12 protein-coding genes are annotated in these 14016 nt (G+C 45.7%); 8 read left to right on the forward strand and 4 right to left on the reverse strand.

What is annotated here, in order from left to right; genetic code table 11:
* The first annotated feature begins 69 nt into the window (after nucleotides 1–69).
* The 3 genes from QHH00_06895 to QHH00_06905 all read left to right on the forward strand — a co-directional run bounded on the left by QHH00_06895 (nucleotide 70) and on the right by QHH00_06905 (nucleotide 3469).
* Nucleotides 70–1311 carry a tryptophan--tRNA ligase gene (locus QHH00_06895; protein MDH7509108.1) on the forward strand — a complete coding sequence of 414 codons (1242 nt, stop codon included), beginning with the start codon at nucleotides 70–72 and terminating at the stop codon, nucleotides 1309–1311.
* Entirely contained in the window at nucleotides 1311–1712 is a 402-nt protein-coding gene (tsaA, locus tag QHH00_06900) for a tRNA (N6-threonylcarbamoyladenosine(37)-N6)-methyltransferase TrmO (GenBank protein ID MDH7509109.1), read from the forward strand. The genes QHH00_06895 and tsaA overlap by 1 nt, the downstream gene beginning before the upstream one ends.
* A 236-nt stretch (nucleotides 1713–1948) precedes the next feature.
* The gene (locus QHH00_06905; GenBank protein ID MDH7509110.1) at nucleotides 1949–3469 is read left to right on the forward strand and encodes a phenylalanine--tRNA ligase subunit alpha; all 1521 of its coding nucleotides are present in this window, start codon (nucleotides 1949–1951) and stop codon (nucleotides 3467–3469) included.
* On the opposite strand, the gene QHH00_06910 is transcribed toward QHH00_06905, so the two are convergent.
* Nucleotides 3429–4736 carry a hypothetical protein gene (locus tag QHH00_06910; protein MDH7509111.1) on the reverse strand — a complete coding sequence of 436 codons (1308 nt, stop codon included), beginning with the start codon at nucleotides 4734–4736 and terminating at the stop codon, nucleotides 3429–3431. The two genes, QHH00_06905 and QHH00_06910, sit on opposite strands and share 41 nt — an antisense overlap.
* 460 nt (nucleotides 4737–5196) lie before the next feature.
* Here QHH00_06910 and QHH00_06915 point away from each other — a divergent pair, with 460 nt between their 5' ends.
* Both QHH00_06915 and QHH00_06920 read left to right on the forward strand, forming a co-directional pair.
* The gene (locus tag QHH00_06915; protein MDH7509112.1) at nucleotides 5197–6030 is read left to right on the forward strand and encodes a D-aminoacyl-tRNA deacylase; all 834 of its coding nucleotides are present in this window, start codon (nucleotides 5197–5199) and stop codon (nucleotides 6028–6030) included.
* Nucleotides 6031–6243: 213 nt separating this feature from the next.
* Nucleotides 6244–6516: a hypothetical protein gene (locus QHH00_06920; GenBank protein ID MDH7509113.1), complete on the forward strand. Its 273-nt coding sequence runs from the start codon at nucleotides 6244–6246 to the stop codon at nucleotides 6514–6516.
* A 394-nt stretch (nucleotides 6517–6910) separates the two neighbouring features.
* Here QHH00_06920 and pyrH read toward each other — a convergent pair whose 3' ends face one another.
* The gene (gene pyrH, locus QHH00_06925; protein ID MDH7509114.1) at nucleotides 6911–7594 is read right to left on the reverse strand and encodes a UMP kinase; all 684 of its coding nucleotides are present in this window, start codon (nucleotides 7592–7594) and stop codon (nucleotides 6911–6913) included.
* Nucleotides 7595–7662: 68 nt separating this feature from the next.
* Between pyrH and prf1 the strand changes: the two genes are divergently transcribed.
* From prf1 to QHH00_06940, 3 genes are read left to right on the forward strand one after another with little or no spacing between them, the layout of a single operon-like run.
* Nucleotides 7663–8913: a peptide chain release factor aRF-1 gene (gene prf1 / locus QHH00_06930; protein ID MDH7509115.1), complete on the forward strand. Its 1251-nt coding sequence runs from the start codon at nucleotides 7663–7665 to the stop codon at nucleotides 8911–8913.
* Between the two features lie 4 nt (nucleotides 8914–8917).
* Nucleotides 8918–10633 (forward strand): arginine--tRNA ligase, encoded by a 1716-nt coding sequence (gene argS / locus QHH00_06935; protein ID MDH7509116.1) that lies wholly within the window; start codon nucleotides 8918–8920, stop codon nucleotides 10631–10633.
* Nucleotides 10633–11124 carry a GNAT family N-acetyltransferase gene (locus QHH00_06940; protein MDH7509117.1) on the forward strand — a complete coding sequence of 164 codons (492 nt, stop codon included), beginning with the start codon at nucleotides 10633–10635 and terminating at the stop codon, nucleotides 11122–11124. The genes argS and QHH00_06940 overlap by 1 nt, the downstream gene beginning before the upstream one ends.
* On the opposite strand, the gene QHH00_06945 is transcribed toward QHH00_06940, so the two are convergent.
* Entirely contained in the window at nucleotides 11125–11859 is a 735-nt protein-coding gene (locus tag QHH00_06945) for a biotin/lipoate A/B protein ligase family protein (GenBank protein MDH7509118.1), read from the reverse strand. It lies immediately after the preceding gene.
* A gap of 62 nt (nucleotides 11860–11921) precedes the next feature.
* A partial coding sequence (locus QHH00_06950) for a PKD domain-containing protein (GenBank protein ID MDH7509119.1) occupies nucleotides 11922–14016 on the reverse strand: 2095 nt, incomplete at its 5' end.

The raw sequence follows: 14016 nt of genomic DNA on the forward strand, positions 1-14016 counted from the left end.
TAATGGATTTCAGAATGGAGGGGGACGTTAGACCCTAATCATATAAAAACGGCACGACAAATCCTACATTTGATCGATAATCAAGCAATTGCCATATGTCCAAGGGAAAGGCGACTTAGTTCTTGCAGAAAATGCCAGGTTGTTGGAAAAATTCATTACGGGGCAAGCTCTTTTCCAGCCTGCGGTGCACTAATGAACAATGAGTTTACTATAACGCCTTGGGAAGTCACTGGTGAAATCGATTATGACCTGTTATTAGAGAAATTTGGGACCAAGAAAATCGAAGACGAGATGCTTGAAAGACTATCAAGATATGGTGACCTTCACCCGATGCTACGCCGGCGTATCACATATTCACACAGAGATCTTGATTGGATTTTGGACAAATATGATGCCGGTGAAAATTTTGTTTTATACACTGGCAGGGGGCCATCTGGAAATACCCATATCGGCCATCTTGTCACGTGGATGTTTACCAAGTACCTTCAAGACATTTTCGGGGCCAAACTTTATTTCCAGATGACCGATGACGAGAAATTCCTTTTCAATGAGACCCTAACACTTGAAGATACGAGAAGAAATGCCTATGAGAATGCCCTCGATGTCATCGCTCTAGGATTCGACCCAGCAAAGACGAAAATTTTCCTAGACACTGAATACATTCGAACACTCTATCCGATCGCACTAAAAGTCGCGAAAAAAGTCACATTCTCAACAGTGCGGGCAGTTTTTGGATTTGACAACAGCAACAACATAGGATCGATTTTTTACACGAGTATCCAGGCGGCCCCCGCTTTTCTGGAATCCGAATTGCAGGGAAGGAACGTACCTTGTTTGATCCCTTGTGGAATTGATCAGGACGCACATTTCAGGGTCGCGAGGGATGTTGCTCCGCTCCTTGGATACTACAAGCCCGCACTTATTCATAACAAGATGTTCCCGAGCCTCATGGGAGGGAACAAAATGTCATCGTCTCAGCCAGAAACTACGATTTTTACAACTGACAATGCACAAACTATAAAGAAGAAAATCGCAAACGCATTTACAGGCGGCGCCGTTTCTGCCGCAGAACAAAGAAAACATGGGGGGAAACCAGATGTTTGTTCTGTGTTCAAATATGAATACTTTCTTTTCGAGCCTGATGATGAGAAACTGAATCAACTCTACGAGGCGTGCAAGAAGGGTGAAATCCTTTGTGGAGAGTGCAAGAAGAGGCTGACAGAGAGAATCATTAGATTCCTGGAATCACACCAAGAGAAGCGAAAACAGGCCCGACAGAAACTCGACGCATTCATATTAAGGGATGGATAATGGAAATTAAACCGATTGGTTATGTAAGAAATGATGCTGAAAAGGACGTTGATTTTGATGAGTTAATTTCAATAATCGAAATCCTTCCAGAATATGCGGACGGACTTTACAGGATTGAAGAATGCGATGAACTTGAAATCATCTTCTATTTCCACAAGTCCAATTCGTACAAATTAAAAGTACACCCCCATCATGATCCTACACAACCCGAGGTTGGGGTCTTTTCATCGAGGAGTCCAAGCAGACCGAATTTTCTTGGCCTGACGAGGGTTAAATTATTGAAGCGTGATGGAAATGTTCTGATCGTTAAGGGGCTGGATGCGTTTAACGGGACGCCAGTCATTGACATAAAACCAGCTACAAGACGCGATCAAAGAAAGCTAAGTGATATAAAGGACTAGACATGTGAAACTATCGACCCAAGACAGATCCACAAATATAAGGCTCTGAACCATTTTGAAAACCTTCGTATTTGCTTGTTGCAAGAATTAAGAGAATTAGGTGTCCGTCCACAATCAAGTAATCATTGTTCCCAAACCTGCCCAAAAACAAGAGACGAATCGCGATCTTGGTTCCAAAAATGAGCAAATGAGAGGGCAAAATGACAAATAGTCCTCTGATTTTTATCCCTTTTTGCATGGAAATTCCAGAGATCGTCGAAAGCCTCAGTCCCAACGAAAAACGAGTCCTCATCGCACTGAAAGATCTCGGTGGAATAGGGACTCCTGATGATGTGTTGAAAAAAGGGAATTTTAGGCAACCTGTTGAAGTCATGAACGCCGCTTCTTGGCTTCAATCAAAAGGATTGGTACGCATCGAAGAGAGGGCGAAAAAGGTCTACTCATTAAAGAATCAGAAGATTATCGAAGAGGGATTGCCAGAACGAAGGGCTATCAATGCAATTCATTCCCGCGGCGGCGTTATCGACACTCGGGAGCTTGAAGAAGTCCTCGACAAAGAAGACATTCCTATTGCTATTGGCTGGCTAAAGAGGAAAGGGCTAGTAAATGTCAAGAAAGACTGTTCGAAAACGTTACTGGAACTCACGGATCAGGGGAAAGAGACGGTATCCTCAGACATGGAAGACGAAAGAATTCTCAAGATGCTCAGAGATAGAGACATTATTGAGGGCGAGGTAGACAAGAAGGTTATCGAACAACTGAAGTCTCGTCAGAATTTGATCAATGAGAGGCTTGTAGTAGAAAGGAAGCTGGCCTTGACAGAGCTGGGATCAAGAATCGCTTCGCAGGGTCTCGAAGCGAAAGAGGAAGTTGGCCAGATCACACCAGAGCTCTTACAAACCGGACGTTGGCGGGACGTCACGCTGAGGAAGTATGATATCAGAACCTATGCACCCTCCACATATCCAGGAAAGAAGCATCCCATAACAAGAATGGCATCGGAGGTACGGAGAATATTCATTCAGATGGGATTTGAGGAAATCGATGATGAATACGTCCAAGCAGCTTTTTGGAACATGGATGCACTATTCACCCCGCAAGACCACCCAGCAAGAGACCTTCAGGACACTTTCTATTTGAAAAATCCGGCGAGGATCGAGCTCGAAGACGATGAGCTCGTCAAGAGAGTCAAGGAGATACATGAAACGGGGGGTTGGACGGGTTCAACTGGTTGGCGCTATAATTGGAGGAGGGAGGAGGCGGAGAAGGCGCTACTGAGAACACATACAACAGTTGCAACAATCCGTTACCTTGCACGAAATCCCGATCCACCCATTAAGGTTTTCTCGATCTCGAGGATTTTTCGTAACGAGGCAATCGATGCTACCCATTTGCCAGAGTTCATGCAAATCGAAGGCATAGTAGTCGAAGAGGATGCAAATTTCGATATGCTGTGTGGTATTCTAAAGGAATTCTACAGGCGGATGGGGTTTGAGAAGCTTAGATTTAGACCAGGTTACTTCCCGTACACAGAGCCATCGCTTGAAGTCGAGGTTTTTCACAATGGAAAATGGATGGAACTCGGTGGTGCGGGAATCTTCAGACCTGAAGTGACGGCGCCTTTCGGCGTGAAGCATAATGTACTGGCGTGGGGACTTGGCTTCGAGAGGATCGCGATGTTACGGTGGAATCTGACAGACATCAGGGAGCTTTATATCAGCGACATCGACCTTCTGAGAAAGAGCCCGATTTTTTAGCACTCGCTAGCTTTGCGCTGATTTCCATCGACTTATCCTTCATGCCCAGCAGCAAGTATGCTTCAGCAAGAGTCTTGATGATCTTAGAGCTTTCCAGATTCTTGAGGATTCCAAGACTTTTGCTAAGACATTTGACTGCTTCCTGTCCGTTTCCCAAACCCATGTAAACGAGACCGAGCTGGTAGTAAAGCCTGTCGAGAAATTCTGGATCTCGCCTTTTTAACTGCATCGGCAGAACTGATTCCAAAATACCCCTCGCTTCATCGTAACGGTTGAGGCCGATGAGTGCGTCTATAATCTCGCAATCGAGTCTTACATTGCAGGTGTCATCGCCAAACAATTTCTTCGCCTCGGTGAAGAACATAAGGGCTTCTTCAAAATTGTGCTTGTCCAGAGCGACGAGGCCTTTAATCATCTTCCCTTCAGCTTGTTCCTTCGTCGTCGAAAACCGCTCAAGTTTGTTCGCCAATTCGATTGCAAAGTCATTGTGACCAGTCCTTAATGCGATTTCTCCAACAATGGCAAAGACTTTCCCCGCATATTTTCCAGATGGATTCGTTACATAGGATACGATTGAAAAGAGGTCTTCGTCAGCACTCGCTATAAGATATTGCCATCTGTTCGCTATCAATATCTCCGCCTCGCGCATCCTGCCCGAATTGATAAGGTGATACAATCGTTCCCTATAGTCGCCTTCCTGCAACCAGTAATCCGCGGCGAAACTATGATATCGCCTCAGGTCAGATGAGTCAACAAGTTGCAAGATTGTTTTCCTCAAGTCCTCCGGGATCTCGACCATCCCATCTAGGTTTGTTGGAAGCAAGGAGATGCTCATCTCTGGCAAAGCTGATCTCTTAAAAGGTTTTCTGAATACGCAAGCCTGCGCGAGTATCGGTCGGAATTTGCTATCGATCGAATTCCATAGATCTTCGCCTTTACATTTCCTCAGATCTAATAAAGGTGTAATGGCGATTCCTTCTCTATCTGCGAACTCGCGAATCTTCTGCGCTCGCTCTTCTCCTTTCGGCGTCAAAAAATAGACTTTCCGTTTCGTTTTCCCCATTCTGACATGTGCGAGACGTTCGATAACCTCCGAGGTCTCCTTGAGCTTCTTGAGCTCGATAGCCGCATGCGCTCTTGAAATCCTAATGGCCGAGGCGATACCATCTTGGCTCACCTCCATCGGCACATCGTATTCGTCCTGAAATTTCGAGAACTGAGAGAGATGGAGAACGATTCTCTCGGCAACAGTAAGTGGAGCGGGCATGTTAGGTTCATCGACTATCCAGATATATAGAGATGCGGAAGACATTACCTGTCTTGATTATCAAACATGATCACAAAACCATTCATGTCGAGGCCGCATGATACCAAAGTCTCATGATATAATCAAAGAATCCAAGAATTACTCCTATACATGATTTCGGGCTGGCGCTCACCAGGCTAGCTCAAAATAGTCTTTCAATGTGAGGGATGATTTTATTTTGAGCGTGAATTCAGAACAAGATCCATATCAGGAATCCCGCAGATAAGAGTTATTTAAATTTCACGAGTTATTTGGACGTGGAGATGTGCAAGAACGCTTTTGATAATCGATTTGTGCAACGAAGCATTTTGCATTGAATAGCTAGTACTCACACTTTTATCGACTCGGCAGCAACATGGCTCTCGAAAAGATTCAATTGAGGCGAAGTCATTTATGAATAAAAGTACGAAGTGTTGATAATATGAGAACACTTGTCTGCAGCTCACCAGACAGAGCCAGTGTTAATATCAAAGACGCCCTATTATCCTTATTCGAATGGACTGAAATCAACGATTTCGAAGGACAACCGATTTTTGCCCACGGCGAAAACATACTCGTCACAATAAATCAGCTCCATCTCTATGCAAATCATGTTGATCAAAGAATTTGCGAAGCAGTTGATCGTGAGATCACAGAAATCATTTTTCTATCGAGGCACAAGGCAGTGTCGGGGATACACACCTTGACGGTCCACCCGATCGGGAATTTTGGTGTTGCTGAGTACGGCGGATTTGATAGGGCGCTCGTCCCATCCGCACATCATTCGATGACTGAGATCTTGAGACAGTTGAAGAGATCAACAGAGGGTCTTCCATTCGAGGTCTCCTTCGAAGTCACTCACCACGGCCCTTACCTGGATAAACCAACAGCGTTCGTCGAGATCGGAAGCGATGAAAGTATGTGGGAAGACAAGAAAGCAGCAGAGGCGATCGCGAAAAGCATCATGCAGTTACAGATCTCCGTTAACCCAGTTCTGATCGGTATCGGCGGGGGGCATTATGCACCTCGGTTCACGGAAGTTGCCTTAACGAAGAGAGTTTCCTTTGGGCATATGATTCCAAATTATGTAATAGATAAAGCAGACGAAGACGATATGATAAAGATCATTAAGATGGCGTATGAGAAAACGCCTGGTGCTCAGTTTGCATACATCCATAAGAAATCGATGAAACGCTCAACTGTTACAAAGCTGAAGCATCTTCTAGATAGACTTAATATCGAGGCGATTGAAAGCGAATCACTCCAAGAGCTTTAGTCCTATCTCTGTCGCCTACCACATATTGGGCAAACAATCCAGCTTTCATCAAGTGGCGACCCGCAATTCTGGCAGGTCTTCTTGTGAGTTATACCTTCCATTGACACTTGCTTCGTGCCAAATGGTGCGTTTCGACGCTTCACTGAAAATTCCTGCCGAGGTGAGTGCCATGTGGAAGTGACGTGTCGGTGACCGACGTGGCCCAGAAGAAGCATGAGTGACCCCGCAAAGACGAGAACACTCCCAAAAACAGATACAAAGGCAGCAGCCCCATATTTCGCTCCTGGCATAACCCCTATCGAAAAATCATCTGTTATCCACAAGATAGAGATCGCGATTATGATTATGCAAATCATCGATGAGAGAAATAATGTCGCCGACCAGATGGCAGTGTGGGGGCGATTACTCCGTTTCGAGACGGCCTCAGCGATCGTGAGAACGATCACTGCAAGCGAAATAGCGACGAGAAGATACATGATCAAATAGTTATCACTGCGACTAATGAGTTCGCTAATTGTAAATGAAATCGAGCCCATATGAGGATGGGAGATTTCAACCCAAGGTAGAAGAAATGTGATGAGAATTAATATAACTCCAATTGAATTGAAAAAAACACCGAGCATAAGCGCAGGGTGCAGTGCAATTTTCGAACTCGGCGACCGAGTTGCCCACCAGGATTTCTTCATCCATTCATCCCCTTCATCCTCGAGGTTCCTCACCCTTGAGAATTTCTCTTCATCCTAGTGTCTCTGATCAACATTAACCATTATAAAACCTAACTCAACAGTTCTATTAAAGGGAGCAATTTTGACCAGATAATAGCACCATTACCGACATGCCGAGTGTTTCAGATTGACAAGTTGGTAGACGGTTCGCAAAGTCAATCACTTACGATGGTCCCTTTAATTAATCTCCCGCGGACCGCATTCTCAAGCTCCTCAAGGTTCCTCCCATTGACGATATAAATTGGGATTCTTGCCTCCATTGCAATCTGAGCACCGAGCTTGTCAAAAACGTCAGAAGATCCCGCCTCATGTCCACCCTTGTCCACGAGAATGAGCAATTCCTCAAAACTCAATTTTGCATACCTTTTGGCACTCGCAACTTTTTTCGGATCTGCAGAGTAAGCGGCATCAACAGATGTAGCGTTGACAATTCTGTTTGCAGAAACTTCCTTCGCGACAAGTGCTGACACTGCATCTGTTGTATGACCTGGTACCGTGCCACCCATAATAACAACATTATAATTCGACATTAATCTGGCAGCTTCCTCTATAGTCTCAGGAATTCGAGGAGCTGCAACGTCATGTAACACTAATTGGAGGAGTCTCGCATTGAGTCTAGTCACCATAATGCCCAATTCGTCGAGTTCGTCCTTCCTCAATCCCATTTCTTTTCCAGTCGTTATGTAGTATCGCGCAATTTTTCCTCCGCCGCAGACGATGCATAAGCGATAATCTTTCGACAATTCCTTAATTAAATCGAGAAACTTCGTGATGAACACTGCATCGTTGTCCCCAGGAACGAGGACCGAACCACCCATCGAAACCACTACACGTTCCATATGGACACCAACAGTTTTAGATACTGTAATTTCTTTTGGCGTACAAAAAAGAGTAGGTTGTAGGCGCAATGGAATCGACGGCTGTTGCCGGTGAAAAACTTACGGACAAACAAAAATATGATTTCAAGAGGGCGATAGAAGAGATTAGGCAACTCCATGGCCGTGGCACCGAGCTCATCTCTCTTTACATCCCTCCGGATAAGCAGATTTACGATGTCGCGGCTTACCTAAGAAATGAATATTCCCAGTCATCGAACATTAAGTCGCAAAGCACGAGGAAGAATGTCCAGGGCGCGATACAATCAATCCTGTCCCGCCTTAAGGCATACAAGAAGCCGCCACCAAATGGCTTGGTGATTTTTATTGGGGAAGTGGCAGTAGGAGGAGATCAAACTCGAATGACTCAGTTTGTTCTCGAGCCACCCGAACCGATCACCACGTTCCTCTACAGATGCGACTCTGAGTTCTACCTAGATCCGCTTCTCGACATGTTGACAGAAAAGAAAGCTTACGGCATGATTGTCATCGATCGCAGCGAGGCGACGATCGGAGTTCTTAGAGGCAAGAGAGTCCAAGCGATCAAGAATATCCAGTCACTCGTTCCAAGCAAACATAGAATGGGAGGACAGTCAGCATTGAGATTCGAACGACTCATCGAGATCGCCGCCCATGAGTTTTTTACGAAGGTTGCTGAGACAGCTAATGAAGTTTTCCTGAACATGAAAGATCTGCAGGGTATCCTCATCGGCGGACCTGGTCCAACGAAGGATTATTTTTACGAATCGGGTTACCTCCATCATGAACTTCAGAAGAAGGTGATCGATACATTTGATACTGGTTACACTGACGAATACGGATTAAGGGAACTCATGGAGAAGGCGAAGGAAAGACTTGAAGATCTTGACCTGATGAGAGAGAAGAGACTTATGCAGCGGTTGCTGGAAGAGATCAGAAAGAGTGATGGAGGACTTGCCGCTTATGGAGAGGAAGAGGTGAGGAACAACCTCTTGATCGGAGCGGTCGACACGTTGCTCGTATCCGAAGCTTTGAGAAAGCGACGAATTGGCTTGGAATGCAGCAATTGCGGTTATAAACAAGTGAGCACAATGGACAAGTCACCAGACAATCCCCTGTGTCCTCGTTGCGGATCGCAAGCATCGATTACGACCGATGTTGACCTCATCGACGAATTCTATGAACTCGCGGATAAAGTCGGCACAAAAGTCGAGCTTATTTCGAATGACTCGGAAGAGGGTGAAATGCTTCTAAAGGCTTTTGGTGGAATCGCCGCAATACTTCGCTTCAAACCGGGGGGATAGAATATTGGATCCAATCGAACCCTTTAAAAGAGAAGTTGAATACTCGATCGGAAAAGCGCTCGAGGAGCTTCATATTGTTGGCTTCTCAAATTTGGAAATCCCACCAGCCGAAATCGCCGATTTCGCACTGCCGTGTTTTCAGCTTGCAAAGGAACTGAGAAAACCACCGGCTATAATCGCTTCAGAATTGCTGGCAAGATTGCCCAAGATGAGTCTCATATCGAGGACATGGACAGAAGGTGGGTACGTCAATTTCAAGATTGATGATGAGAAGCTCACATCCATCACTCTCGAGACGATCTTGAAAGAGAGAGAAAATTATGGGAGAGCAGAGCGAAAAGGAGTCAAGGTGCTCCTTGAGCACACTTCAGTTAACCCAACAGGGCCAATACACGTTGGGAGGGCAAGAAATCCGCTTATAGGCGATACGTTAGCGCGATGCATGAGAATGGCTGGTTATGATGTTGTGACGGAGTATTACGTGAATGACGTAGGAAAACAAGTCATCCTCCTCACCTGGGGCGTTGAAAACATACCCTCTGGAAGCATACCGAAGAGCGAGAAGGAAAAGTCGGATCATAGGCTTGTTGGATTCTATCAGAAAGCGAATGAAATGATGGAACAAGATCCCAAAATCACAGATGAAATTGCAGAGATGCTTAGGCGCTTCGAATCCGGAGATAAGGCTGTCATCGATAAGGTTCGTGTTACAGCTCAGGCAATACTCGACGGAATCAATCAGAGCTTGATCGATATTAATGTCAGAATTGATCGTTTTGTTTGGGAATCGCAATTTATCCTCGATGGGAGCGCGAAAGAAGTCGTCGAGCGCCTGAAGGGAACTAAATACTGCCGGGAAGAGGATGGAGCTTATTACCTCGATCTCGAAGAGTTCGGAATCAAGGGTCGCGACACTAAGTTCTTCTTCACCCGGAGTGACGGTACAACACTTTACACGACAAGAGACCTTGCATACCATCTCGACAAGTTCAAACGGGCAGATCATGTGATAAATGTGCTTGGAGAAGATCAAAAGCTCGGCATGACCCATCTTGAAGCCGCTCTCAAGATATTGGGTATTAATCGAGCGCCTGAAAACGTTTTCTATTCCTTTGTCTCTTTACCCGAGGGGCGAATGTCAACGAGGAAAGGAAGAGTCGTCACGCTCGACGATCTAATCGAAGAGGCTGAAGAGAGAGCGCTTGAAGAAGTGAAAAAGCGGAGAGCAGACTTGTCAGAAGAAAAAATGAAAGAAATTGCGCGTGTGATTGGAAGAGGAGCGATCAGGTACAACATTATACGCATCCAGGCGGAGAAGCCTATCGTCTTCAAATGGAACGAGGCGCTCAACTTCGAGGGCAACAGTGCTCCTTTTGTTCAGTATGCATACGCAAGGGCGTGCAGTATCCTCAGAAAAGCTGGGCCATATAATAAAATTGTAGACCCTTCCTTGCTCCAGGACGATTATGAAAAAGGGCTTATTCGGATCCTTGCAAGATTCCCAGGCGTCATCAAGGAGGCTGGAGAAAAGAGAAGGATCCATATTATCCCTGCCTACGGTCACGAATTAGCTTCAGCCTTTAATCAATTCTACACATATGTTCCAGTCCTAAAAGGGGGAGATAAAATGAATGCAAGGCTGACTCTTGTTGAATCCTCGATGTGGACCCTGAAGAATTGTCTTGAGGTCATGGGACTGGGAGCGCCGGAGGAGATGTGATGTTAGAAATCGAACCAATGAAAGAGGAGGACCGCGGATCGGTCAGAGCACTCGAACTTTTTTGCATAAGAGAAACACTTGAACCCTCGCTCACGAAGAAGTGGAGTGATCTCTCGCAGGATTTAATCGACCAACTCGGTGCGTCATCGAAGTATTCGTTCGAGCATTATGTTCGAACTGGCCTAAGTTTTGTCGCGAAGGAGAATTCGGTCATCGTCGGGTTCATTTTCGCACAGATATTGCCGCATGTCCTTAGCGTACCAAAAATCGTGTGGGTTGAGAACCTCGGCGTTCATCCAGATTACAGAAGAAAGGGTATAGCCTACAGATTGTTGAGGACTGTTGCGATTGAGGGGAAAAAACGCGGTGCAAAGGCAGTGCACAGCACGATCATGCCTGACAACATTAAGTCAATCATGCTGCATAAGAAAATGGGATTTTTTGTCGATAGTCGAAAGATCGCTTTGCTCGACCTCGATCGGTTCGAGTGATCACCTGAGGAGCGCGTGTTCATCTTTCCCGTATTTCTCTTCGATGAGTTGCCTGATCAATTTTTCTTCGAAGTGTGTCAAGACGCCTTTGACCAGTTCAACTTTGAATTCCTCTGCAAACGCACGAATGAGCGCTTTCTTCACCTCGTCTACCGCAGGTTTCCTGCCGAGCTCGATCGCTAGTGATGTCATTTCTTCCGGCGTCCTGATCTTCTTCTTTGTTTTCAGAATTCGGAACATGAGATCAAAATCTGCATCGATAATCAGTGTTCCATGCTGGAGGACAATATTCCATTTTCTAACCTGAGCACTTCCTGAGATCTTCTTCCCGCCGACAACGATGTCATTGATTGGCTTAAAATCAGCAGCGACACCTAAAAGACCAAGAGCCCTGATTACTGCCCCACAAATAAGCTTGTAGGTGTCATTAGGGTTTTCCGGAACAACCTCGTTATTTACAATCACGGAATAGATGATTTGATCCGGGTCTGTGTAAATCGCACTTCCGCCCGTGACTCTTCGGACAATACACGCCCCGATACGCTTCGCAAGTTCGAGATTAACGCTCTCCTCGATCTTCTCAAAATAACCAACGGAAATCGTTGGGCGATCCCTGCGATAAAGATGGAGTGTGTTTGGAACGAGGTTTTTGTGTCTCGCAATTATCATTGCCTCGTCGGCGGCTGATGTGTATGGAGGACTCGCAAGATCAGTATCTATTAGACGCCAAATCACGATAGCACAAGAATTAAGAGAAAATAAAAAGATTTAGATGGAAAGGATTGAATGGTTTGAACTCACTTCTTCTCCTTGCCACCTTTTTCTGGCTTCGTTTCTCCCTTTGTCTTACCTCCGACCTTAGGCAAGCGCCTTCTCATATAGATGAGAACGATTACGACAATGATAACCGCGAAAATCCCACCGTAAATCGCTGCAGCCTTCCAGCCAGCTTCTTTCACTACCAGAGAAGTCGTGTAGCTGTTGTCGCCCTTACTGATTTCTCCGCTCGCAGTCACTTCAACATATATCGTGTAATTACCCTTGGTATCGGCTCTCCACTGGAACGTGATGATCCCATAATGACCAGGTAGAAGCTGCCCACCAACAGTGCCGTTAAGGATGCTCGATGTTCCGAGAGGTAGCTTTTGACCAGTGAGCGTCATCTTGTAGAATGTCGCCACAATGTTCGTTGCATTTGCATTTCCAACATTGGTCACATTAAGCTTCATCGTACCTATTTCGCCCTCTGTGAAGATCGCTGGATCAAAGACAAGAGAAGTGATTCTAAGATCGGGCCTCGGGGACGATGTAATCACAATCTGCTTCGTAAGATTTGCGGAATTCCCTGACTTATCGGTTACTGTCAATTTGATCGTGAAGGTCTTTATCGCGGCGAAACTGTGTGTTACGTTAACGCCAGTCGCATTAGTTCCGTCGCCGAAGTCCCACCTGAATGTGAGGTTCTGCAGGCTGTCGACATTGTCTGTTGTAGCACTCGCATCGAAATAAAGGGTTTTATTCTCCATTGCAGTCGTGACTGAAGCGAACCTTTCGTCCTTTATCACAAAGGAGACGACTGGGCCAGTTGTGTCCTTCACGACGACCGTTATTTGGGCAACCGAATAGTGCCCGACAGCATCAGTTACATTAAGCTTCACAATATAGCTTCCTGCCTTAGGATATGCGTGAGAAACGTTCTGGTTCTCCCCTCTCATAATAGTCGTATAATTGCCGTCACCGAAGTCCCATTTCCACGAATGAATTAGACCCTTCTGCGCGTCTGATGATGAGTTCGTGTAGTCGTAGGATGAAGCACCGTTGAAGACAAGTGCTTCCGACTGGTTAGCATAAATCTTGTTGTTCTGTATCTGCTTGTTGAGCACCTTTATCACTGGGGTTGGATTGACGGAATCAATTCTTACAGAAAACGATGCGGAATCTTCCAATCCGGCAACATCAACAACCGTAAGCGAGACAACCAGTTCATAAATTGCCACAGTGTAATTGTGTTTCGTTCTAACGGTCGTCACTTCCGTTATGTTCCCGTCTCCGAAATTCCACACATATCTCAACGGGTTCCCATTTGGATCGTATGAACCTGCTGCACTGAACGACACCTCCGTATCCACTGCAACAATATAGTAGAGAAGGGTCGAGTTTGCATCTCTGACATCGTAAACATTTGCGCCGGTGATGAGGCTTGCAACAGCCTCAGGTGCTACAGATTTCTGGATCGTCATCGTCACAGAGGCGAGTGAGGTTGATGCGTAGACCTGTGGCTGGATGGTCAAGTCAAGGTAGCCATAGACTTTGACATAGGCGCTACTCGTTGTGTTTGCCGTCAACTCATAACCATCTGGTAGGGATACATGACACACATAGTCAAGTGTCTGGGTATCGTAATTTACATAAAGTTGAACAGTATATGTTTGGGCTCCCGATTGAATGACTGCCGCTGAATCATAGCGCGTTTTCATCAAAGCCGAGTACTGCTCCGTTGAATTTACGGAACCAAGCAGACCAGAATACTCGACTAAAGAGAATCCATCGATTTGTGAGACGAACTTCGTCCCATTGACTTTCATCAGCCACTCGCTTGTTACATTCTGTGGACCGAATGAAGTGATCTTCTGCAAGAATGCTTGAAGCTCTGTGGTGTTTATTTCGCCATCACCATCTCCTAGCGCAAAATCAATCTGCATGCGGAGGTTCTTCAGATAACTATACGGCAGACTTGGAATCGTTGCATCGAAGTCCATTGTTAAATTAGTAGTCAAGTTGAAGTGATTCCAATCATTCTCGTAAAATTCCAACGAAAGGCTTGTCGTCTGGACAGACTGTGATGTGAGGTTGACCATCATCGTTTTTGTCGCCGACAAGACGACCTTCGTC

The sequence above is a fragment of the Methanomassiliicoccales archaeon genome, assembly GCA_029907465.1.
Classification (GTDB): Archaea; Thermoplasmatota; Thermoplasmata; order Methanomassiliicoccales; family JACIVX01; genus JACIVX01.